This is a genomic window from Micromonospora sp. NPDC003816, assembly GCF_042874705.1.
Taxonomy (GTDB): Bacteria; Actinomycetota; Actinomycetes; order Mycobacteriales; family Micromonosporaceae; genus Micromonospora.
The window spans coordinates 64,475-88,035 of the sequence record NZ_JBIANP010000016.1; the positions used below are offsets into that span (position 1 = coordinate 64,475).

The following is a 23,561-nucleotide window of genomic DNA, read 5'->3' on the forward strand; positions in this document are numbered from 1 at the left end:
ACGACCTACTTCCCGCTGGAGATGCCGGTCACCTTGACCTGGGTCAGCGGCTGGCGGTGACCCTGGCGCTTGTGGTAGCCGGTCTTGTTCTTGAACTTGTGGATCCGGATCTTCGGGCCCTTGGTGTGCGCGGCGATCTCGCCGGACACCTCGACCTCGGCAAGCTTGGCCGCGTCGGTCACCAGGTCGTCACCGTCGACGAGGAGCACCGCGGCGAGCTTCACCGCGTCGCCGGGGGCACCGGCGAGCTTCTCGACCTCGATCACGTCGCCCTCGGCGACCTTGTACTGCTTGCCGCCGGTCTTGACGATCGCGTACATCGGAGGCGGACTCCCTGTCGTTGAGGCTGCTGGCGGTCGTCCCCGCGGCGGCTCGCCGGGTAGCAGAGGCACGGCGGCGCGGGCACACGGGAACTCGGCACACCAAAGTGCGCCGCAGGCTAGCGTACGCCATGGTCGCGGCCGGTCCCAAACCGGGCCACCCCCACCGGAACCCGGGCCACCGCGCGGCCACCACCCGGTCACCGGCCGTGGCGTCACCCGCCCGGCCGCACCCGCGTCACGATACGCCGGAGCCCCGCCCGGCGGACGTCACCGCGGGCGGGGCTCATCGACGTCGGTGCGGTGGACCGGTCAGGTGCACCGCAGCGTGCTCAGGGTCGGGTACGGCGGCGCGCGCCACCACGCCGGGAGCGACGGCGGCCGGTGCCACCCTCGGCACCCTCCTCCTCGTCGCTCTCACCCAGCGCGTCCGGGTCGTCCGGAGCGGCCAGCCGGGCCGACTCGCCCTGCTGACTGTCGGCCACGTCCGGGGCGACCGGCGTGTCCGTCTCGTACCGGGACAGGTCGTAGCCCATCGTGTCGTGGTAGTCCGCGTCCGCCGTGGCGGTGGCGGTCTCCTCGGTCTCAGCGACCTCGACGACGGTCCGCTCGGCGGCGCCCTTGCGGCCCCGACGCCGCGACGAGCCGCTCGTCTGCTCGGCGGCCGGCGTGGCCGTGGCGACCGCCTTCACCTTCTCCGGGCCACCGGACCGTGGCTTCTCCGGCACCGGCTCGGTGTGGATGACCAGGCCGCGACCCTTGCAGCAGTCGCAGGTCTCGCTGAACGCCTCCAGCAGCCCGGCGCCGATCCGCTTGCGGGTCATCTGGACCAGGCCCAGCGAGGTGATCTCGGTGACCTGGTGCTTGGTGCGGTCCCGGCCCAGGCACTCGGTCAACCGGCGCAGCACCAGCTCCCGGTTCGACTCCAGCACCATGTCGATGAAGTCGATCACCACGATGCCGCCGATGTCCCGCAGCCGCAGCTGACGGACGATCTCCTCGGCCGCCTCCAGGTTGTTGCGGGTGACCGTCTCCTCCAGGTTGCCGCCCGCCCCGGTGTACTTGCCGGTGTTGACGTCGACCACGGTCATCGCCTCGGTCCGGTCGATCACCAGGTGGCCGCCGGAGGGGAGGAAGACCTTGCGGTCGAGCCCCTTGAGGATCTGCTCGTCGATGCGGTGCGCGGCGAACACGTCGGTGGTGCCCACGTGCCGGCGCAGCCGGGCGACCAGGTCCGGCGAGACGTGCGACAGGTACGACTCGACCATGTCGTAGGACTGGTCGCCCTCGATCACCAGCTCGCGGAAGTCCTCGTTGAACAGGTCCCGGACCACCCGGATGACCAGGTCCGGCTCCTCGTAGAGCAGCACCGGCGCGCCACCCTCGGTGGACTTGGCCTGGATGTCCTCCCACTGCGCCTGGAGCCGCTTGACGTCACGGGCCAGCTCGTCCTCGCTGGCGCCCTCGGCGGCGGTCCGGACGATCACGCCGGCACCGTCCGGCACCAGCTTCTTCAGCACGTCACGCAGTCGCTTGCGCTCGGTGTCCGGCAGCTTGCGGCTGATCCCGGAGGCGTTGCCGCCGGGCACGTACACCAGGTGCCGACCGGAGAGCGCGACGTGACTGGTCAGCCGCGCGCCCTTGTGCCCGATCGGGTCCTTGGTGACCTGCACCAGCACCGAGTCGCCGGACTTGAGCGCCTGCTCGATCGAGCGGGCCCGCCCCTCCAGGCCGGTGGAGTCCCAGTTGACCTCGCCCGCGTACAGCACGGCGTTGCGGCCCCGGCCGATGTCGACGAACGCCGCCTCCATGCTCGGCAGCACGTTCTGCACCTTGCCGAGATAGACGTTCCCGGCCATGGTGCCCGCCGAGTTGCGGGTGACGTAGTGCTCGACCAGCACGCCGTCCTCCATGACGGCGATCTGGGTGCGGTCACCGCGCTGGCGTACCGCCATCACCCGGTCGACCGCCTCGCGGCGGGCCAGGAACTCCGACTCGCTCAGGATCGGCGGGCGGGTCCGGCGCTGCTCGCGGCCGTCCCGGCGGCGCTGCCGCTTGGCCTCCAACCGGGTCGAACCGGAGACGCCCTGCACCTCGTCGACCGTGCGGCGCGGCTCCCGGATCTTCACCACGGTGGGTACGCCGTCGTCGGCGCCCCCCTCGGTGTCACCGGCCCCCCGGCGGCGGCGCCGACGCCGACGCCGGGTCATCCCGTCGCCGTCGCCCTCGTCGCCGCTCTCGTCGGACTCGGTCTCGGTCTCGTCCGCGTCGCTCTGGACGGCCTCCTCGGCCTCGTTCTCGTCGGTCTCGTCGAAGTCCTCGGCGCCACCCTTGCCCCGGCCCCGACCCCGACGGCCACGTCGACGGCGACGCCGACCCGAGCCGTCCTCGTCCTCGTCGTCGGCCTCGTCGGCCTCCGCCGCGGGCTCCTCCTCGACCTCCGCCTCGACGGCGGGCTCCGGCTCGGGCTCGCGCCGACCCCGGCGACGGCGCCGGGCCGGCTCCGCCGGCTCCTCGGGCGTCTCCTCCTCGACGGGCGGTGCGGCCGCAGCAGCCGCAGCGGCGGCGGCGCGGGCCGTGACCTCCTCCGGCGCCATGAACAACACCGTCGGCGCGCTGAGCGCGGCACGCCGTCGACGGGAGCGGGGTTCCGGCGCGGGCTCGGCCTCCGGCTCCGTCGGGGTCACCGTCTCGGCCGGGTCGCTCTCGGTCTCCTCGACCGGCGCGCCGCCCTCGGGGGGCAGCGCGGCCGCACCGAAGTCGGTACCGGCCGCAGGTGCCGGCTCCTCGACCACCGGCTCCTCGACCACCGCCGGAACCTCGGCCGGCGGCGCGGCGGCCTTCTTGCGACGGGTACGGGTCACCTTCACCGGCGGTACGACGTCCCCGTCGGCGGCCTCGACCTCGGCCACGGCCAGCGGCTCCTCGGCGGTCTTCGACGCGGTGGTGGCCTTGCGGCGTCGCCGGGGCGTCTTCGGCGCCTCGTCAAGGTCACCGGAGACCGGGGCGAAGACCTCCGCCTGCGGCGCCTCCGAGCTGCCCGGCGCCGGGTCGCTGGACGCCTCGACCGGGGCGTCGATCTGCTCCGGCTGCGTGACCGGGGTGGCCCGGCGACGGGTGGCCCGCCTGCGCGGTGGTGCCTCGGCGGCGGACGGACTGCCCAGGTCCGCCGCACCGCTCACGGTGCCGGAGGTCTCCTCCGACGCGTCGGGGGCCACCGGTGAGGCGCTGCCCGCCGTGCCGGTGGTGCTGGTCTCAGCGGTCTCGCCGGCCGGGTTCGCACCGGTCCGTTCGCCGCCCTCGGGCTCGTTCTCGAGCATGGACGTTCTCCAGTTCTGGCTTCCCCGGGCGCGGGTGAGCGCTGCCACGCAGGGTCGCCGCAAAGGTGTTTCCCCGGGCGCACGGGCGTGCGCGACCGGCGAAGTCTGCCTGTCTGAGCACCGACCGTCGGTCAGCGCCCGCCGATGGTTGCCCCGTCGCGGTCCGCGTCAAGCGGATCCACGATCGCACCCTGCGCGGTCAGCGTGCCCTGAGCCAGCCGGGTCACCTTCGGGGCTACCGGCGGCTCCAGGCCGGCCACCACGCGGAAGCCGGAAAGGACGTCATCGGGCCGTACGGACGGGGTGACCTGCCGCACGACCAGTTCGAGTATCGCACACGGTACGGCCGGGGCCACGGAAGGCGTCGCCGACGACGTGATCATATCGATGCGGGTGACGGCGACACGAGCGTCGAAGGTCCGCCGCCCCTGCTTGGTCATCCGTTCCACCAGCACCTCGTCGGCCGCCAGGAACGCGGTCACCGCCTTGGTCAGGATCTCGGGATCCACCTCCGGCAGCTCGATCCGCCAGTGGGACGCCTGGATCCGGTCGGCCAGCCCACTGCCGGTGGCCACCACCGCGTCGAGCACGTCGAGGCCGGGCGAGAGCGCCGTGTCCAGCGCCTCGCGCAACTGCGCCGGGTCCACCTCCTCGCGCAGGCCGATCTCCAGGTACTCCGCCTCGCTGGCGACGCCGGTCGGCGCGGCGCTGGCGTACGAGATCTTGGGGTGCGGGGTGAAGCCCTGGGAGAAGGCCACCGGTACGCCGGCACGACGCAGCGCCCGCTCGAACGCCCGGGCGAAGTCGCGGTGCGAGGTGAACCGCAGCGGGCCACGCTTGGCGTACCGGATCCGGACGCGCTGGACGACCGGCGCCTGGCCGCCCTCGGGCTGAGGTTTCCTACTGATCGTCCTGCTCCTCGGTGTCGGACCCCGCCCGGGGCCCCGGGGTCACTGTTGCGCGCCGGTGGGCAGCTTCAGACCGTTGACCGGGGTCAACGGGAGCAGCTTCCGGCCGGTCGGGCCGATCTGGATCTCGGTGTCCATGGTCGGGCAGACGCCGCAGTCGAAGCAGGGCGTCCAGCGGCAGTCGTCCTGCTCGTACTCGCTGAGGGAGTCCTGCCAGTCCTGCCAGAGCCAGTCCTTGTCCAGGCCGGAGTCCAGGTGGTCCCAGGGCAGGACCTCCAGCTCCTCGCGCTCGCGGGTGGTGTACCAGTCGAGGTCCACCCCGAACCCGGGCAGCACCTCGGTGGCCGCCTCCACCCAGCGCTGGTACGAGAAGTGCTCGCTCCAGCCGTCGAACCGGCCGCCGTTCTCCCACACCCGGCGGATCACCGCGCCGACGCGGCGGTCACCCCGGGACAGCAGTCCCTCGATCAACGAGGGCTCACCGTCGTGGTAGCGGAAACCGATCGCCCGCCCCAGCGAACGATCCGAGTTGATCGCCTGCTTGAGCAGCTTGAGCCGGTGGTCGATGACCTCCGGGCGCTGCATCGACGCCCACTGGAACGGGGTGTGCGGCTTCGGCACGAACCCGCCGATGGACACGGTGCAGCGGATGTCCTTCGAGCCGGTGGCGGCGCGACCGGCCCGGATGACCTCGTGGGCCATGTCGGCGATCTCGAGGACATCCTCGTCGGTCTCGGTGGGCAGGCCGCACATGAAGTAGAGCTTCACCTGCCGCCAGCCGTTGGTGTACGCGGTGACCACGGTGCGGATGAGGTCGTCCTTCGACACCATCTTGTTGATCACCTTGCGGATCCGCTCCGACCCGCCCTCCGGGGCGAAGGTCAGCCCGGTCCGGCGGCCGTTGCGGGACAGCTCCTGGGCGAGATCGATGTTGAACGCGTCCACCCGGGTCGACGGCAGCGACAGCGACACGTTGGTGCCCTGGTACTGCTCGGCGAGGCCGGAGCACATGTCACCGATCTCGGAGTGGTCGGCGGAGGAGAGCGACAGCAGACCCACCTCGTGGAAGCCGGAGAACTCCAGCCCCTGCTGCACCATCTGCCCGACCGTGGTGATGGACCGCTCCCGCACCGGGCGGGTGATCATGCCCGCCTGGCAGAACCGGCAGCCCCGGGTGCAACCCCGGAAGATCTCCACCGCGTACCGCTCGTGCACCGTCTCGGCGAGCGGGACCAGCGGCTTACGCGGGTACGGCCACGCGTCCAGATCCATCGTGGTGCGCTTGTGCACCCGGAACGGCACGTCCGCCCGGTTCGGCACGACCCGCTGGATCCGGCCGTCGGGCAGGTAGTCCACGTCGTAGAAGCGCGGTACGTAGACGCTCTCGGTGCGGGCCAGCCGCAGCAGCAGCTCGTCCCGGCCACCGGGCGAGCCCTCCGCCTTCCACTCCCGGACGATCGCGGTGATCTCCAGGACCGCCTCCTCGCCGTCACCGAGCACGGCGGCGTCGACGAAGTCGGCGATGGGCTCCGGGTTGAACGCGGCGTGCCCGCCGGCCACGATCACCGGGTCGGCGTCGGTACGGTCGACCGCGAGCAGCGGGATGCCGGCCAGGTCGACGGCGGTGAGCAGGTTGGTGTACCCCAGCTCGGTGGCGAACGAGACGCCGAACAGGTCGAAGTCACCGACCGGACGGTGCGCGTCGACGGTGAACTGCGGCACCTCGTGGGTGCGCATCAGCCGCTCCAGGTCCGGCCAGACCGCGTACGTCCGCTCGGCGAGCGTGTCGGGGAGCTCGTTGAGCACCTCGTAGAGAATCTGCACGCCCTGATTGGGTAGGCCCACCTCGTACGCGTCCGGATACATCAGCGCCCAGCGCACGGTCGCGGAGTCCCACTCCTTGACCACCGCACCCAGTTCGCCACCGACGTACTGGATGGGCTTGGTCACCTGGGGCAGCAGCGGCTCCAGGCGGGGCCAGACGGAGTTGGCCGCGACAGGACGCGGAGTGGTGGACGGGACGCTCATGATGCCCAAGGGTACGCGCCCACCCATCGGCCACCACGCCACACCTGGCCGAGAAGGGCACCAGCGGAATCGACCCTCCACCACACCGGCGACCGCCACTGATGTAAGGAAGGGACCCTTCCTAACGCCTGGTGCATAGGAAGGGTCCCTTCCTAACAAGCGGGCATGGGGACCAGCCTGGTTCTGCCCCGGTGGCACACCGGTACTAGCCTCGGGTCGGCGTGAGAGGAGATTGCCGCGATGCCGGAGCCGCAGCCGGGAGCAGACCGGCCGGTCGACGGGAACCGTCCGGACACACACCGGAACGGGGAGTCAGCGGTCACCCAGGAGCAGACCCTCGACCCCGCACCGCCCGCCACCACCTCGGCGGCGGACGAGACCCAGCCGGTCGGCGACGCCGACCCGACCAGTCCCGCAGGACCGACCCACCCCGCCCCACCAGCCGTACCGCTCGACCCGACCCGAGCCGAGATCGACCAGACCCGAGCCGCGAACACGCCCGACCCGAACCGAACCGCGAACGCGCCCGACCAGACACGGGCCGGGACCGATCCGACAACCGACGCACACGAGGCCGACGCGACCCGACGCGTGGACGAGGCCGATCCGACTCGACGTGCGGATGAGGTCGATCCGACCCGGTCCGTGGACGAGGTAGACGCGACCCGTCCGGTCGACGAGGCCGCCGGGCGGAGCGGGTCGACACCGTCCGAGGACGACGCGCGTACCACCGTGGCGCCGCCTCCCGAGGTCGGCCCGCAGGGCACCCGGGTGATGCCCGAGGCGGCGGCCGTGCCCGATGCGACCGCCGTGCCCGATGCGACCGCCGTGCCCGATGCGACCGCCGTGGAGAAGCCCGCGCCGCGCTGGAGCGGGTCGGCCGCCGTACCGCCGCCCCCGCCGCGCCGCCGCATCTGGGGCATGTCCGCCGAGCCCACCCCGCTGCCGCCGGTGGCACCGGCCGACGCGCCGGAGCACCAGACCCCGGTGGACCCGTGGGCCGGCGCCGACACCAGTGGCTGGCACCTGCCCTCGGCGGACATGCCCGCTGTGCCGCCGCCCACGTTGTCCTACCCCGCACCGCCGGCGACCCGGTCCTACACCCCCGTGCCGCCGCCGGTCTCGCCCGCGCCACCGGCACACCAACCGCCCGCGTACCCACCGCCGGTGTCCTCGGCCCCACCGGCACACCAACCCCCCGCGTACCCACCACCGGTCTCCTCGGCCCCACCGGCACACCAACCGGCCGGGTACCCACCACCGGTGTCGTCCGCGCCACCGGCGCACCAGCCGCCCGCGTACCCGCCACCGGCCGCGCGACCCACTCCGCCGGCGCCGGCCGCGCCGATGCGACCGCCGGCCGCGCCGGGGCGTCCGCAACAGGTCGCGCCGCCACCGGTGCGGCACGCCCCGCCACCGGTGCGGCACGCCCCGCCACCGGCACCGCCAGCCGCACCGGCACCGCCGATCCGGGGCTGGCGGGGTCGGAAGACCGGGCCACCCGCACCGCCGCCGGGCTGGCAGGCGCCTCCGGGGTACGCCCGTCCCCGTAAGCGTCGCCGCTGGCCGTGGATGCTGCTGCTGACCATCGCCTGCTGCTGCGGCTGCCCGGCCTACTACGGCGTCCCGATGGCCAGCCAGTACCCGGCGAACGCCTCGCTGCCGACCCAGGTGGCCGATCTGGAACTCCGCCAGGACGACCGCAGTACGCAGGCCGCCCGACGGCTGGAGACGCAGATGCGCCAGGCGCACCTGCTCGCCGACGACACCTTCGCCGGCATCTACACCACCGGAGCCGGCAAGCAGGTCACCGTCTTCGGCGGCACCGGCTTCCGCTTCGCCCCCTCGGCCGACGCCGACGGCGAGATCGAACGCCTCACCCAGCAGTACTCGCTCGGTGAGGCGCAGGTCGTGGAGACCGGCGTGCGGGGGCGGCACGAGCGGTGCGCGGTGGGCAACGTCGACGGCGTCGGGGTGGTGGTCTGCACCTCGGTCGACCACGGCAGCATCACCAGCGCGGTCTTCACCGGGCTCTCGGTGGACGACAGTGCCGAGCTGCTCGCCACCATGCGGCGACAGATCGTCTCGACGAAGGGCGGCTGAACGGGGCCGTCCGCGGCCTGCGCTCAGCCTGCGGTCGGCCCGCCCGGGGTCGACCGACCCGGGGGTCTACTGACCCGGAGCCGACTCCCCCGGCGTCGACTGACCCGGGTGCGACTCGCCCGTGGCAGGCCCACCCGTGGTCGGGCTGCCCGGCGTCGTGCTACCCGGCGTCGGCTCGCCCGGGGCGGGCGGCTTCGCGCGGGGCGGGGCGTAGCGCGGGACGTACTCCTGGCCGGTCAGTTTCTGGATCTCGGCCATCAGCTCGTCGGTCATCTCCCGCAGCGACGTCCGGTCGGCCGAGCGGCCGGTGAAGTCCAGCGGCTTGCCGAACCGCACGGTGATCTTCGCGCCCCCGGGTCGCGGCATCCGGGCGCCGATCGGCTGCACCTTGTCGGTGCCGATCATGCCCACTGGGATGATCGGGACACCGGCGGCCAGCGCCAGCCGGGCGGTGCCGGTGCGTCCCCGGTAGAGCCGGCCGTCCGGCGAACGGGTCCCCTCGGGATAGATGGCGACCAGGTCGCCGCCCTGGAGGGCGGGGATCGCCGCGTCGAAGGCGGTCAACGCCGCCCGCCCGCCGGCCCGCTCGACCGGGATGGCGCCCAGGCCGTTGAGCACGAACCGATGGAACGCGCCCTTCGCCCCGGTACCCTTGTAATAGTCCGACTTGGCCCAGAACGCTAGGTGCCGAGGCACCACCGTGCCGAGGAACAACTCGTCGGCCACGGACAGATGGTTGCCCGCGAAGATCGCGCCGCCGGTCGCCGGGATGTGCTCCAGCCCCTCCACGTTCGGCTGAAAGGCCAGCCGCAGTGCCGGGGCCACGGTGTACCTGCCGATGGTGTAGAGCAGCGGCACTGGTCCTCCGGCGGATCGAGTGAGGTAGGGGCGGTGTCACCGTAGCGGACCGTCGCACTTCGACCGGAGCGAGGTCGGGCAGGTCCGCAGGCTGGGTGCCGGATGTTAGGAAGGGCCCCCGGTACTACCGCAGGCGTTAGTAGGGGGCCCTTCCTTACACATCGACACACGTCAGCTCACACGCGACGCACCGCGACCGTCACCTGCTCGCCCTCGCCGACCTCACCGGCGAAGCCGTCCAGCTCGTCGGCGAAGTCGACGCGGTCCGCCAGCACCTCACGGGCCACGAACTCGGCGTACCCGGACACCGCCGCGCGCACCTCCGCCGAGGCCGACACCGTCACCGCGATCCGGTCCGAGATGTCCAGGTCGGCGTCGCGGCGGGCCTGCTGGACCACCCGGACGACGTCCCGGGCCAGTCCCTCGGCGGCCAGCTCGGGGGTGACCACGGTGTCCAGCACCACCACCCCCTCGCTACCCGGCAGCGGGGCGGAATGCTCGGCGTCGGCCGCGACCAACCGCAGCTCGTACTCGCCCTCGGCCAGCGTGACCCCGGCGGCGACCGGGGCGCCGTCGACCAGCTCCCACTCCCCCGCCTTGACCGCCTTGATCACCTGCTGCACCTGCTTGCCGACCCGGGGTCCGAGCGCCCGGGGCACCACGGTGAGCACCTGCTGGCAGTACGCCGACACCTCGTCGGTGAAGACGACCTCCTTCACGTTGACCTCGTCGGCGACCAGGTCGGCGAAGGGCCGCAGCTGCTCGGCCGCCGGGCTGGCCACGGTCAGCTTCGCCAGCGGCAGCCGGACCCGCAGACCCTTGGCCTTGCGCAGCGACAGCGCCGCCGAGGCGACCGCCCGGGTGGCGTCCATCGCGGCCACCAGCTCGTGGTCGACCGGGAAGTCCTCGGCACGCGGCCAGTCGGTCAGGTGCACCGACCGCTCACCGGTCAGCCCGCGCCAGATCTCCTCGGCGGTCAGCGGTGCCAACGGCGCCACCACCCGGCACAGCGTCTCCAGCACCGTCCAGAGCGTGTCGAACGCCTCGGTGTCACCCGCCCAGAACCGGTCCCGCGAGCGACGCACATACCAGTTGGTCAGCGCGTCCAGGTAGGACCGGACGGTGGCGCAGGCCCCCGAGATGTCGTACGCGTCCATCTGCGCGCCGGCCGTCTCGACCAGCTCGTTGGTCTTGGCCAGCACGTACCGGTCGAGCAGGCTGCCGGCACCGGTCGCCACCGCGTCGGTCTTCCGTTTCGCCTGGTAGCCGTCGGCGTTGGCGTACAGCGAGAAGAAGTACCAGACGTTCCAGAGCGGCAACAGCACCTGCCGCACGGCGTCCCGCACGCTCGACTCGGTGACCGGCATGTCCCCGCCCCGCAGCACCGGCGACGACATCAGCATCCACCGCATCGCGTCCGACCCGTACGAGTCGAAGACGTGGTAGACGTCCGGGTAGTTGCGCAGGCTCTTGGACATCTTGCGCCCGTCGGAGCCGAGCAGGATGCCGTGGCTGAGGCAGTTGCGGAACGCCGGCCGGTCGAACAGCGCGGTGGCCAGCACGTGCATGGTGTAGAACCAGCCCCGGGTCTGCCCGATGTACTCGACGATGAAGTCACCCGGGTAGTGGCTCTCGAACCAGTCGCGGTTCTCGAACGGGTAGTGCACCTGGGCGAAGGGCATCGAGCCGGACTCGAACCAGCAGTCCAGCACCTCCGGCACGCGGCGCATCGTCGACCGGCCCGTCGGGTCGTCCGGGTTGGGGCGGACCAGGTCGTCCACCGCCGGCCGGTGCAGGTCGGTCAGGCGTACGCCGAAGTCGCGCTCGATCTCCTCCAGCGACCCGTACACGTCGACGCGCGGGTGGTTCGGGTCGTCCGAGCGCCACACCGGGATGGGCGAGCCCCAGAACCGGTTCCGGCTGATGGACCAGTCCCGGGCGTTGGCCAGCCACTTGCCGAACGAGCCGTCCTTGATGTGTCCGGGCGTCCAGTTGATCTGCTGGTTCAGCTCGACCATGCGGTCCTTGAACGTCGTCACCGCGACGAACCACGACGACACCGCCTTGTAGACCAGCGGGGTGTCACAGCGCCAGCAGTGCGGATACGAGTGGGTGTAGGTGTCCTGCCGCAGCACCACCCCCCGCTCCTTGAGCTCCCGGATCACCGGCTTGTTGACGTCGAAGACCTGCTCGCCCTCGTAGGGCGGGACCAGCCCGGTGAACCGGGTGTGGTCGTCCACGGTGACGATGGTCGGGATGCCGGCCGCGTTGCAGACGTTCTGGTCGTCCTCGCCGAAGGCCGGGGCGAGGTGCACGATCCCGGTGCCGTCCTCGGTGGTAACGAACTCGGCGCCGAGCACCTGGTACGCCTGCGGTCCGGCCTGCGCGGTGAGGAAGTCGAACAGCGGGGTGTACCGCCGCCCCACCAGGTCGGCGCCGCGTACCGTGCCGACCTGCTCGTACCCCTCCAGTTCCTTGGCGTACGCCCCGAGGCGACCGGCGCCGACGACGTAGCGCTCGCCGTCGCGGTCCAGCACCGCGTACTCGATGTCCGGCCCGACGGCCAGCGCCAGGTTCGACGGCAGCGTCCACGGCGTGGTGGTCCAGACGCCCAGCCGGACCGGCCCCCGGAGCAGTTCCGGCGCGGACTCGTCGGCGGTCAGCCCGAACCACACGGTCAACGTGGGGTCGTGCCGGTCCCGGTAGACGTCGTCCATCCGGGTCTCGGTGTTCGACAGCGGCGTCTCACACCGCCAGCAGTACGCCAGCACCCGGAAACCCTCGTAGATCAGACCCTTGTCGTGCAGGGTCTTGAAGGCCCACATGACGCTTTCCATGTAGTCCAGGTCGAGGGTCTTGTAGTCGTTGGCGAAGTCGACCCAGCGGGCCTGCCGGGTGACGTACCGCTCCCAGTCCTGGGTGAACTCCAGCACGGAGGAGCGGCAGGCGTCGTTGAACCGGGCCACGCCGAGGTCGAGGATCTCCGCCTTGCTGGTGATGCCGAGCTGCTTCTCGGCCACCACCTCGGCGGGCAGGCCGTGGCAGTCCCAGCCGAAGCGCCGCTCCACCCGCCGGCCGCGCATGGTCTGGTAGCGCGGCACCACGTCCTTGACGTACCCGGTGAAGAGGTGACCGTAGTGCGGCAGGCCGTTGGCGAACGGCGGGCCGTCGTAGAAGACGTACTCGTTGTCGGCGTCACCGGCCGAGGCACCGGTCGCCGTCTCCGGCTGCCGGCCGGAGGCGGGACGCTGCTCGACGCTGGCCTCGAAGGTCTTGTCGGCCGTCCAGTGCTCCAGCACCCGGCGCTCGACCGCGGGCAGGTCCGGGCTGGCCGGGACGCCGGTGGCGGTCGGGTCGTGCAACGGATAGCCCATCGGGGGTCGCTCTCCTCGCTGACGCTCACTGTCGTGTGGGTCTGCGAGGACGAGCCGTCACCGGTACGCCGTCACCGGCGCCCCGGGCCGGGCCCGCGGTACCACCCCGCTTGGTGGCCGGAGTACGACCACCCGCTCGTTGACCGGCTGTGACGGGCCGACCCGTCCGGTTCTACTGAGCCGGTCACCCGGCCGTTCTTCCGGAGGCTCACCGGTGATTGCCGGATCATCGCCATACCCACCCATGATACCCATCCCACCCGTCCCCCTCCTCCCGATCACCCCACCCCGCCGATCATGGAGTCCTGGCAGTCGCAAACCGGTCCGCAAGGGGCGAATCACCGACCACGAGTCCATGATCGACGCGCGACCCCACGACGGACGGACCACGACGTGCGCCATGACCGGCGTCACAGGGTGTACCTGTCACGCCCCGTGGGGGCGTGCCCGTCGTGGGGGTGTCGGAGCGATCTAGCGGGAGGGTTGTCATGCAGCGGATGAACGTGGCCAAGGTGGCGCCGGAGGCGTTCGGCGCCGTGATGGGGCTGGAGAAGTACGTCCGGGCGAACGTGGACCACACCGTGCTGGAGCTGGTGAAGCTGCGCGCCTCGATCCTGAACGGCTGCGCGTTCTGCGTCGACATGCACAGCCAGGAGGCGCTCGGCGCGGGTGAGTCGAGCCGGCGGCTGTTCGCGGTGGCCGCCTGGCGCGAGGCGCCCTTCTTCGACCAGCGGGAACGCGCCGCGCTGGCGTTGACCGACGCGGTGACCCGGCTCGGCGAGCACGGGGTACCCGACGACGTGTGGGAGGACGCGGCGAAGGTCTGGCCGGAGAAGGCGCTCGCCGACCTGGTCCTGGCGATTGCCACAATCAACGTGTGGAACCGGATCGCGGTGACCTTCCGCAACGATCTCCCGTCGGACGACTGAACCCGGCGGAGGCGGCGGAGGCGGCCGGTGCGCTCGACGCGCACCGGCCGATGCTGCTCGGTCTGGCGTACCGGCTGCTCGGCAGCCGGCACGACGCCGAGGACGTGCTCCAGGAGACCTACCTGCGCTGGGCCCGCGTCGACCGGAGCCGGGTGGCCGAGCCACGCCGCTACCTGTCCCGGGTGGTGACCCACCTGTCCATGGACCGGCTGCGGGCCCGGCAGGCCACCCGGGAGTCGTACGTCGGGCAGTGGCTGCCGGAGCCGGTACCGACGGCACCGTCACCGTTCGGCCCGTTGGAACGCGCCGAACTGCGCGACTCGCTCTCCACCGCGCTGCTGCACCTGCTGGAGCGGCTCACCCCGCCGGAGCGCGCGGTCTACGTCCTGCACACCGCGTTCGAGCTGCCGTACGCCGAGATCGCCGAGCTGCTCGACCGTTCCGTCGAGGACTGCCGTCAGTTGCACCACCGGGCCGCCGCCCGGATCGGGCGCGAGCAGCGCCGGTTCACCGCCGACCGGGCGGAGCAGGAGCGACTGCTGGAGGCGTTCATCGCCGCCGCCGGCGAGGGTGACCTGCGGAGGCTGACCGAGCTGGTGGCCGCCGACGCGATCGCCTGGAGTGACGGCGGCGGTCGGGTGAGTGCCGCCCGCAACCCGATCACCGGCGCGGACCGGGTGGTCCGGTTCCTGCTGGGCGTCCGCGAGAAGGGCTGGCCGCTCACCGTGCACCGCACCGAACTCAACGGTCAGCCGGCCGCCGTGGTGATCACCGCCGGCGGCTCCCGGTATGCGGTCATGCTCGGCACCGCCGACGGTCGGATCACCGACATCTTCCTGGTCGCCAACCCGGACAAGTTGCCCTGGGCGACCTGAGCCGGCCCGTCGACGGGCCGGCTCGCCGCTGTCGTGAGCCCAACTCGGGGAGGCGGTCGTCAGCCCAGCTCGGGGAACCAGAGCGCCAGCTCGCGCTTGGCGCTGTCCGGGGAGTCGGAGGCGTGCACCAGGTTCTCCCGGTTGGACAGGGCGAGGTCGCCCCGGATGGTGCCGGCGACGGCCTTGCGTCCGTCGGTGGCGCCGATCAGACCCCGCACCACGTCGATCACCTGGTCGCCGGAGAGCACCAGCGCGACCAACGGGCCGCTGGTCATGAACGTCTTCAGCGGCGGGTAGAACGTCTTGTCCACGTGCTCGGCGTAGTGCTCGTCGGCCAGCGCGGCGTCCATCGTCCGGGACGCCATCGCGTCGATCCGCAGCCCCTTCCGCTCGAAGCGGGAGACGATCTCGCCGACCAGGCCGCGGCGGACCGCGTCGGGCTTGATCAGTACGAGCGTGCGCTCGTCCGGGCTGCTGCTGGACACGCTGGGTTCCTCCTGAGGGCGTAAGTCGGTCGGGCTGGGTACGGTCAGCCTAGCGACCCGGTCCCGGCCCCGGCGCGGTGGTCGGTCCTTCCCCCGGCCCCCGATCCGGCCTAGCCTGGCCCTGACCACCCGGGAGGTCCACTGTGGCGAACGGCGGGAACCGACCCATCGCACCGGTACGCAAACTGATCGCGGCGGTGCTCGGCACCGTGGCCAGTTTCGTCGTGCTGTTCGGGCTGGGCATGACGAGCTGGGCCATCGTGGCGCTCGGTGTGGCCCTGCTGGTGCTGGCGATCGCGCTGGCCACCGTACGCGGCGGCGGTCGCACCTGGGTCGTCGGCGCCGGGCACGTGCACAGCGCCTCCGAACCACCCACCCAGTACGCCTTCGGCCGCTGCGAACTCCAGCTCGTGATCGACGCACCCGGGCTGCCGCCCCGGTCCAAGAAGATCATCGAGCCCCGGGTGCCGGTCGCCAAGTGGCCGTCGCTGGGCCAGACACTGCCGATCCGGGTGGCGCTGGACGACCCGCGACACGTCCGGGTGCTCTGGGACGAGGTGCCCACCCACGCCGAGGCCGGCACCGCCGACCTGCCGCCCGAGTTCGCCGACGAGTTCGTCGGGCAGGGCCCGCCGGACGAGGTGCTGATCGGGCAGCAGGCCCCGCCGTGGGCCGACCGGCCGCCGGAGGACGACTTCCACGACCCGCTGGGTGACCCGCTCGGCACCCCGCTCCGCGACGACCCGGTCGAGCCGGTCGAGTCCCGGGACCCGGTCCGGGTACGCCAGCGCCCGGGTGGACCCGTGGTGCTGGAGGGCACCGTGGTCGAGCAGAGCAGCGACGCCCCGTTGCCCCGCCGCGCCACGCCCGCGCCACGTACCCCCGCCGAGGAGCGGTTCGCCGCGACCGCCACCGCCCCGGACGAGACCGACCTCTTCGCCGACCTGCCGCGCGACGACCACCCGGCCGGCGCGCCGGTCACCGGTACGCCGAGCACGGCACCGGCCGCCGGACGACCGGCCGATCCGCCCTCCGCCCCGACGGGCCCCCTCGACCCGCTGGACCTGCCGCTGGACGACCCGTACCCGACGACCGCCGGGCGCACCCGGTCGGCACCGCACGAGGACGAGCCGGTGCACGCGGCGGCGACCGGCCCCCCGGACCCCGACGATCCGCAGGTGGACGACCGGGAACTGGACGAGGCGATCTTCGGTTTCGACCCGGACACCGCCGACCTGGCCGCCCCGATCAGCGGTGTGGGCATCACCCTGCTCGTCACCGAGCTGTCCCGATCGCTGGAGTTCTATCGGGACCGGCTCGGCTTCCGCGAGGTCGACCGGGGCAACGGCAACGCGGTCCTCTCCTCCGGGGCCACCCGGCTGGTGCTGCGCGAGGTGACCGGCGCCCAGCCGATGAACCGGCGGCTGGTGCACGTCAACCTCGACGTCGACGACATCCAGTCGGCCTACGAGCGGATGCGTGACTCGGGCGTCCGGTTCACCTACGCGCCCCGGGTGGTCAACCGGGGCACCAAGCTGGAGGTGTGGGCGGCGGCGTTCCGCGACCCGGACGGGCACGGCATCGCCCTGACCCAGTGGCGGGAACGCGCCGAGGCGTGACCCGCCGACCGGCACGGACGCCGGTCAGCCCAGGATCACCCGACGGACGTGCAACGCGTACGCCCACACCAGCGCGAAGATGACGCCCAGCGCGAACAGCGCCCAGTGCAGCAGACCGGACAGCAGCAGCAGACCCTGCAACACGGTGCCGGCCTGCCACGCCCAGGGTCGGCGCATCAGCCCGGCCAGCAGAGCCGCCAGCACGGCCAGCGTCACCACCGCCGCGAGCGCCGGACCGCCGAGGTCACCGCCGACGACCCGGATCGGTTGGATCGCCAGCAGCAGCACCAGCGCCTCCAGCGCGAGGGTGCCCGCGCCGAGTCCGCGTACCGCCCGCTGCGGATCACGCAGCCCGGACCGGCGCTGTCCCGGCGGGCCGTCACCGTCCGTCCCGGGAACGCCCTCGGGCTGCCCCGGTCCGGCACCGCCACCGGTGATGGTTTCGGGGGTCTCGTCCGGCCGGGCCGCGCCCGTGGGCTCGCTCATCGCTTCAGCAGGCGGCGGGCGTCGGCCACGGTCACCACCGAGCCGGTGATCAGCACACCGACCCCGGCCAGTTCACCCGGTACGTCCTCCTCGGCCAGCGCCACCGCCGCCTCGATCGCGTCCGGCATCTCCTCGGCGACCTCGACCCGGTCCGGCCCGAACACTTCGGCGGCGAGCGCGGCCAACTCCTTGGCCGGCAGCGCCCGGGGCGAGCTGTTACGGGTCACCACCACCTGGTCGACCACCGGTTCCAGCAGCTCCAGCAGGCTCGGCGCGTCCTTGTCGGCCAGTGTGCCCACCACCGCGACCAGCTTGCTGAACGCGAACTCCTCCTGCAGGGCGGTGACCGTGGCGGCCATCCCCTGCGGGTTGTGCGCACCGTCCAGCAGGATCGTGGGGGCGTTCCGGACCCGCTCCAGGCGGCCCGGCGAGCTGGCCGCGGCGAAGCCCTCCCGGACCGCCTCCACGTCCAACTGCCGCCGCGCGCCGGCGCCGAGGAACGCCTCCACGGCGGCGAGCGCCAGCGCCGCGTTCTGCGCCTGGTGCGCGCCGTGCAGCGGGACGAACACCTCTTCGTACACCCCGCCGAGTCCTTGCAGGGTGAGCACCTGCCCGCCGACGGCGACCGCCCGACGCAGCACGCCGAACTCGGCGCCCTCGCGGGCGATGGTCGCGCCCACCTCGGCGCAGCGTTGCAGGATCGGCTCGGCGGCCTCCTCCTCCTGCGCCGCGCAGATCACCGTGGCGCCGGGGTGGATGATGCCGGACTTGGCGACCGCGATGTCCTGGAGCGTGTCCCCGAGCCACTCGGTGTGGTCCAACCCGATCGGCGTGAGTACGCACACCCCGGCCTGGATCACGTTCGTGGCGTCCTCGGCGCCACCGAGACCCACCTCGACCACGGCGATGTCGACGGGAGCGTCGGCGAACGTGGCGAACGCCAGCGCGGTGGTCATGTCGAAGTAGGTCAGCGGCTCCGCCGACCGGTCGTCCACCAGTTCGGCCAGCGGCTTGATCTCCTGATAGACCGCGGCGAACCGGGTCTCGTCCACCGGCTCGCCGTCCAGGCTGATCCGCTCCCGGACGCTCTCCAGGTGCGGGCTGGTGTACCGGCCGGTGTGCAGCCCGAACGCCCGCAACAGCGAGTCGATCATCCGGGCCGTGGAGGTCTTGCCGTTGGTGCCGGTCAGGTGGATCGACGGGTACGCCCGCTGCGGGCTGCCCAGCAGGTCGAGCAGGGACGAGATGCGGTCCAGCTCGAACACCATCCGGGTGAAACCGCGCCCGGCCAGCTCCGCCTCTGCCTGGGCGAAGGCGGCGTGCGCGGCGCGGTCGCCGCGCGGCCGACCACGATCGGTGTTCTCGGTACGGTCGTCGCTCACGAGGGCAGGGCCTCCAGGGCGGCGTCGATCCGGGCCAGGTCGGCCTCGGCGACGGCCAGTCGTTGACGGATCTTGGCGACGACCGGTTCGGGGGCCTTACCGACGAACGCCGGATTGTCCAGCTTCGCCCGGGCCTGCCCGGCCTCCTTCTCGGCCGCCGTCCGGTCCTTGGTCAGTCGCGCCCGCTCGGCGGCCACGTCGATCGAGCCCCGGGTGTCCAGCGCGACGTTGACCTCGCCCGGCATGGCCAGCGTGGCGCTGGCCTGGAAGTCGTCGGCGGGCGCGTCGAGCCGCGCGAGCGACCGGATCAGCGGTTCGTGCGCCGCCACGCCGGCGCCGGCCAGGCCGTCGAGCCGGGCGGCGACCCGCTGGGTCGGGCGCAGGCCCTGGTCCGAGCGGAACCGGCGGACCTCGGTGACCACCCGTTGCAGGGTGGCGACCTCCGCCTCGGCGGCGTCGTCGACGAGCGCCCGGTCGGCAGCCGGCCAGGCCGCGGTGAGCAGCGTCTCGCCGCCGGTCAGCGCGGTCCACAACTCCTCGGTGACGAACGGGATCACCGGGTGCAGCAGCCGCAGGAGGTGGTCCAGCACATGACCGAGGACCCGGCGGGTGACCTCGGCCGACTCGCCCCCGCCGGCCAGCACCGGCTTGCTCAGCTCGACGTACCAGTCACAGACGTCGTCCCAGGCGAAGTGGTAGAGCAGGTCACACACCTTGGCGAACTCGTACGCCTCGAACTGCTCGTCGACCTCGGCGGTGACGTGCGCCAGCCGGGACAGGATCCACCGGTCGACGGTCGACAGCTTGTCGGCGGTCGGCATCGGACCGCCGGTGTGCGCGCCGTTGATCAACGCGAACCGGGTGGCGTTCCAGAGCTTGTTGCAGAAGTTCCGGGAGCCCTGGCACCACTCCTCGCTGACCGGCACGTCGCCGCCCGGGTTGGCGCCCCGGGCCAGCGTGAAGCGGGTCGCGTCGGCACCGTACCGGTCGATCCAGTCCAGCGGGTCGACCACGTTCCCGAACGACTTCGACATCTTCTTGCCGTGCTCGTCACGGACCATGCCGTGCAGGGCGATCACGTCGAACGGCTGCCTGCCGTCCATCGCGTACAGGCCGAACATCATCATCCGGGCCACCCAGAAGAAGAGGATGTCGTAACCGGTCACCAGCACGCTGGTCGGATAGAACTTGGCCAGGTCCGGGGTCTGCTCCGGCCAACCGAGCGTGGAGAACGGCCACAGGCCGCTGGAGAACCAGGTGTCCAGCACGTCCTCGTCCTGGTGCCAGCCCGTCCCGGTCGGCGGCTCCTCGTCGGGTCCGACGCAGACCACCTCGCCGGCCGGGCCGTACCAGACCGGGATCCGGTGGCCCCACCAGAGCTGGCGGGAGATGCACCAGTCGTGCATGTTGTCGACCCAGGCGAAGTAGCGCTTGGCCAGCTCCGCCGGCTCGATCCGGACCCGCCCGTCGCGCACCGCGTCACCGGCCGCCTTCGCCAGCGGCGAGGTGTTGACGAACCACTGCAACGACAGCCGGGGTTCCACCGTGGTGCGGCACCGCGAGCAGTGCCCGACGGCGTGCACGTACGGCCGCTTCTCGGCGACGATGCGGCCCTGCTCGCGCAGCGCCGCGACGATCGCCGGCCGGGCCTCGAACCGGTCCAGCCCCTGGAACGGACCGGGCGCGGTGATCACACCCCGCTCGTCCATCACGGTGAGCGCGGGCAGGTCGTGCCGCTGCCCGATCTCGAAGTCGTTCGGGTCGTGCGCCGGGGTGACCTTCACCATGCCGGTGCCGAAGGACGGGTCGACGTGGGCGTCCCCCACGATCGGGATCCGCCGCCCGGTCAACGGCAGCTCGACCTCGGTGCCGATCAGGTGCCGGTACCGCTCGTCGTCCGGGTGCACCGCCACCGCCGTGTCGCCGAGCATCGTCTCGGCCCGGGTGGTGGCCACCACCACGTCGTCGCTGTACCGGATCGAGACCAGCTCACCGTCGTCATCGGAGTGCTCCACCTCGATGTCGGAGAGGGCGGTCAGACAGCGCGGACACCAGTTGATGATCCGGTTCGCGCGATAGATCAGCCCGTCGTCGTACAGCTTCTTGAACATGGTCTGCACGGCGCGGGACAGGCCCTCGTCCATGGTGAAGCGCTCGCGCTCCCAGTCCACCGAGTCACCGAGGCGGCGCATCTGGCCGAGGATGGTCCCGCCGGACTCCGCCTTCCACTGCCACACCCGCTCGACGAACTTCTCCCGGCCCAAATCGTGGCGGGACAGGCCCTGCGCGGCGAGCTGCCGCTCGACCACGTTCTGGGTGGCGATGCCGGCGTGGTCCATGCCGGGCAGCCAGAGCGCCTCGAAACCCTGCATACGCTTGCGCCGCACCAGGGCGTCCTGCACGGTGTGGTCCAGCGCGTGGCCCATGTGCAGCGAGCCGGTCACGTTCGGCGGCGGGATGACGATGGTGAAGGGCTGCCGCTCGCTCTCCGCCGATGCCCGGAACCGACCGTCGGCTACCCACTGCTCGTACCGTCGCTGCTCTACCTCGCCGGGCAGGTACTGGCCGGCGAGGGTCGGGGCGTCGAGGCGTCGGGCATCCAGGTTCTCGGTCACCCTGGAAGTCTACGGAGCGCTTCGGCGGACCCGACGTGCGCCACCGGTGGTTCGCGTACGGTGTCGGCTATGTCCGACGCGCGCCGCAGCCTCCACCACCTCGACGACGGCACCCCGCTGGTCGACCTGACCGCCGAGCCGATCGAGCTGGACCAGCCCGAGGCGGCGACCGGCCCCGACCGCCGCGCCGTCCGGTCCCGGCGCTGGCGGATCGCGGTGGCGTTGATCGCGGTCCTGGTGTTCGCGGGCGTCGGCACGCTCGGCTCCTGGGGTTGGCGGATCATGCAGCAGAAGGACGCCCGGATCAGCACTCCGGGCGAGGTCGCCGGCCTGCGCCAGGACACCAGCGACCGCGCGGTGAGCACCGCCGACTACCTGCGCAGCGGCCTCGCGGCCGACATCCGGCTGGACAGCAGCTTCGGCGCGGTCTACCAGGATCCGGCCGACACCCGCCGCTCGGTGCTCCTCTTCGGCGGCACGACCCTGCTGTGGCAGCCGGAGCGGGACCTGGAGAGCCTGTTCACGCTGATGGGCGACGAGACCGGCGCGATCAGCGACCTGCGCAACGTCTCCCCGGGCGGTCTCGGCGGGACGATGAAGTGCGGCAGCACCAGCGGCGACGGCGGTGACTTCGCGGTCTGCGGCTGGGCCGACCACGGCAGCGTGGTGCTCGCCATGTTCCCGTCCCGCTCGGTCGACGAGTCCGCCGGGCTGCTGCGACAGATCCGCGAGACCGTGCAGACCCGGCACTGACGAGCGCCGCCGGGTCACCGCCCGCCGACCCGCGCCACCGGCGTGGCGAGCGCCGCGAGCCCGACCAGGACGCACCCACCACCCGCCAGCAGACAGACCAGGGGTACGCCGTACCCCTGCGCGCCCCACGTCACCACGGCAGCCCCGATCGGGCCGAGCGCGTAGTGGGTCGCCCAGAACACCGAGGTGACCCGGCCCAGCAGGTGGTTCGGCGTCACCTCCTGCCGTAGCGACAGGGAGCAGATCGCGCCGACCGCCACCCCGCCGAGGTACACCGCCGCCAGGGCCGCCACCGCCGGCACCGTACCCGCCGACCCGACCGCCGCGACCGCCACGCCGGCCGTCACCACACTGCCCGACCAGGTGGGCCCGAAGCCCATGCGTCGTCGCAGCGGCGCCACCACCAGCGAGCCGAGGACCGTGCCGAGCGCGGCCAGCCCCAACACCACCCCGACGGTACGCTCCGACCCGCCAAGGCCGTGCCCGACGTGATAGATCAGCACGTCGTCAAGCCCGTAGGTGAGGAACAGGAACGCCGACAGCAGCAGTGTCAGGCTCCGCAGCACCGGATGCCGCCAGAGGAACCGGGCCCCGTCCAGCAGCTCGTCACGCAGCCCGGCCGAGGTCGTCGCGGTCCGCTCCCGGCGGGCCTGCCGCAGCCGAACGGCGGTCAGCCCGACCGCCGACACGGCGAAGCTCGCGGCGTTCACCGCCACCGCCGTGGTGCACCCGAAGCGCGCCGCCACCAGACCGGCCAGCAGCGGTCCCCCGATCCCGGCGACCGCGTAGCTCGCCGACAGCTTGCCGTTGGCCTCGGTGATCCGCCCGACGTCGACGAGCCCCGGCACCGCCGCCACGTACGCCACCCGGAACACCATCCCCACGGCGGCACCGGCCGGCAGTACGAGGTAGAGCAGCCAGAGCTGCGGCCCCCAGAGCCACGCCACCGGCACGGCGGCGAAGAGCACGGCCCGCGCGAGGTCACCGCCGATCAGCAGACGTCGCCGGTCCACCCGGTCGGCCAGCACTCCCGCGAAGACGGCCGTGACCACCGACGCCACCCCCGCGACGGCGGTGAGCAGGCCCATCAGCGCCACCGACCCGGTCACCTGGAGCACCAGCAGCGGTACGGCCACCGACGCGAACCCGTCACCGACCACCGACACCGTCTGCGCCGCCCAGAACACGGTGAAATCCCGGCTACGCCACAGCCCCGACCTCGTTCCTCCGGAGCGCGCCGTCTCCTCAGACATCGGCGCTGACTCCGGCACTGGGCCCGGCATCGTCCGGTCGTGTGCTGGTGGCGCGGGGCCATCGGTGGGCGCCGTCACTCGCGTGACGCTAGCGGCCGGAGTGCCGCCGCGCTGCCCCGGTTCAGGCTGCCCCGGTCGGGCTGTAGCGGTCGGCCTACAAATGCGTTTAGGGCCACCCCCGTGGGGGTGGCCCTAAATCGAGAAGATGTCCGGCGGTGTCCTACTCTCCCACACCCTCCCGGGTGCAGTACCA

15 protein-coding genes and 1 pseudogene are annotated in these 23,561 nt (G+C 72.4%); 5 read left to right on the forward strand and 11 right to left on the reverse strand.

Going from position 1 to position 23,561, the window contains the following annotated elements; all coding sequences use genetic code 11:
* Positions 1-5: 5 nt before the first annotated feature.
* From rplU to ACFYTT_RS29320, 4 genes are all read right to left on the reverse strand, one after another.
* Positions 6-320, reverse strand: coding sequence for a 50S ribosomal protein L21 (gene rplU / locus ACFYTT_RS29305; protein ID WP_117229528.1), 315 nt, complete (start codon positions 318-320; stop codon positions 6-8).
* 332 nt (positions 321-652) lie between these two features.
* Positions 653-3,640: an Rne/Rng family ribonuclease gene (locus ACFYTT_RS29310; RefSeq protein WP_176095323.1), complete on the reverse strand. Its 2,988-nt coding sequence runs from the start codon at positions 3,638-3,640 to the stop codon at positions 653-655.
* A 131-nt stretch (positions 3,641-3,771) separates the two neighbouring features.
* Positions 3,772-4,491 (reverse strand): TIGR03936 family radical SAM-associated protein, encoded by a 720-nt coding sequence (locus ACFYTT_RS29315; protein WP_131056626.1) that lies wholly within the window; start codon positions 4,489-4,491, stop codon positions 3,772-3,774.
* Positions 4,492-4,590: 99 nt separating this feature from the next.
* Positions 4,591-6,576, reverse strand: a complete 1,986-nt coding sequence (locus ACFYTT_RS29320; RefSeq protein ID WP_131056624.1) for a TIGR03960 family B12-binding radical SAM protein — start codon at positions 6,574-6,576, stop codon at positions 4,591-4,593.
* Between the two features lie 240 nt (positions 6,577-6,816).
* Between ACFYTT_RS29320 and ACFYTT_RS29325 the strand changes: the two genes are divergently transcribed.
* Positions 6,817-8,679, forward strand: coding sequence for a hypothetical protein (locus ACFYTT_RS29325; protein ID WP_387264027.1), 1,863 nt, complete (start codon positions 6,817-6,819; stop codon positions 8,677-8,679).
* A 171-nt stretch (positions 8,680-8,850) separates the two neighbouring features.
* Here the strand turns inward: ACFYTT_RS29325 and ACFYTT_RS29330 are convergent.
* Positions 8,851-9,537, reverse strand: a pseudogene (locus ACFYTT_RS29330) (lysophospholipid acyltransferase family protein); the annotation flags it as partial.
* 176 nt (positions 9,538-9,713) lie between these two features.
* Positions 9,714-12,911: an isoleucine--tRNA ligase gene (gene ileS, locus ACFYTT_RS29335; protein WP_387264029.1), complete on the reverse strand. Its 3,198-nt coding sequence runs from the start codon at positions 12,909-12,911 to the stop codon at positions 9,714-9,716.
* A gap of 488 nt (positions 12,912-13,399) precedes the next feature.
* Here ileS and ACFYTT_RS29340 point away from each other — a divergent pair, with 488 nt between their 5' ends.
* Both ACFYTT_RS29340 and sigJ read left to right on the forward strand, forming a co-directional pair.
* Entirely contained in the window at positions 13,400-13,840 is a 441-nt protein-coding gene (locus tag ACFYTT_RS29340) for a carboxymuconolactone decarboxylase family protein (protein WP_387264031.1), read from the forward strand.
* Positions 13,789-14,715: an RNA polymerase sigma factor SigJ gene (gene sigJ / locus ACFYTT_RS29345; RefSeq protein WP_387264033.1), complete on the forward strand. Its 927-nt coding sequence runs from the start codon at positions 13,789-13,791 to the stop codon at positions 14,713-14,715. Before ACFYTT_RS29340 ends, sigJ begins: the two co-directional genes overlap by 52 nt.
* 59 nt (positions 14,716-14,774) lie before the next feature.
* Here the strand turns inward: sigJ and ndk are convergent, their stop codons facing one another.
* Positions 14,775-15,200, reverse strand: a complete 426-nt coding sequence (gene ndk / locus ACFYTT_RS29350) for a nucleoside-diphosphate kinase (protein WP_387264036.1) — start codon at positions 15,198-15,200, stop codon at positions 14,775-14,777.
* A gap of 143 nt (positions 15,201-15,343) precedes the next feature.
* Between ndk and ACFYTT_RS29355 the strand changes: the two genes are divergently transcribed.
* Complete coding sequence (locus ACFYTT_RS29355; RefSeq protein WP_387264039.1) at positions 15,344-16,819, forward strand: VOC family protein; 1,476 nt, start codon at positions 15,344-15,346, stop codon at positions 16,817-16,819.
* A gap of 24 nt (positions 16,820-16,843) precedes the next feature.
* On the opposite strand, the gene ACFYTT_RS29360 is transcribed toward ACFYTT_RS29355, so the two are convergent.
* The 3 genes from ACFYTT_RS29360 to ACFYTT_RS29370 all read right to left on the reverse strand — a co-directional run bounded on the left by ACFYTT_RS29360 (position 16,844) and on the right by ACFYTT_RS29370 (position 21,302).
* Complete coding sequence (locus ACFYTT_RS29360) at positions 16,844-17,305, reverse strand: DUF4233 domain-containing protein (RefSeq protein ID WP_387264042.1); 462 nt, start codon at positions 17,303-17,305, stop codon at positions 16,844-16,846.
* On the reverse strand, positions 17,302-18,573 hold the full coding sequence (locus tag ACFYTT_RS29365; RefSeq protein WP_387264059.1) for a bifunctional folylpolyglutamate synthase/dihydrofolate synthase: 1,272 nt from the start codon (positions 18,571-18,573) through the stop codon (positions 17,302-17,304). The genes ACFYTT_RS29360 and ACFYTT_RS29365 overlap by 4 nt, the downstream gene beginning before the upstream one ends.
* Positions 18,574-18,683: 110 nt before the next feature.
* On the reverse strand, positions 18,684-21,302 hold the full coding sequence (locus ACFYTT_RS29370) for a valine--tRNA ligase (protein WP_176095327.1): 2,619 nt from the start codon (positions 21,300-21,302) through the stop codon (positions 18,684-18,686).
* Between the two features lie 69 nt (positions 21,303-21,371).
* Here ACFYTT_RS29370 and ACFYTT_RS29375 point away from each other — a divergent pair, with 69 nt between their 5' ends.
* Positions 21,372-22,055: a hypothetical protein gene (locus tag ACFYTT_RS29375; protein WP_131056560.1), complete on the forward strand. Its 684-nt coding sequence runs from the start codon at positions 21,372-21,374 to the stop codon at positions 22,053-22,055.
* Positions 22,056-22,069: 14 nt separating this feature from the next.
* Here the strand turns inward: ACFYTT_RS29375 and ACFYTT_RS29380 are convergent, their stop codons facing one another.
* On the reverse strand, positions 22,070-23,308 hold the full coding sequence (locus tag ACFYTT_RS29380) for an MFS transporter (RefSeq protein ID WP_387264046.1): 1,239 nt from the start codon (positions 23,306-23,308) through the stop codon (positions 22,070-22,072).
* Between the last annotated feature and the right edge of the window lie 253 nt (positions 23,309-23,561).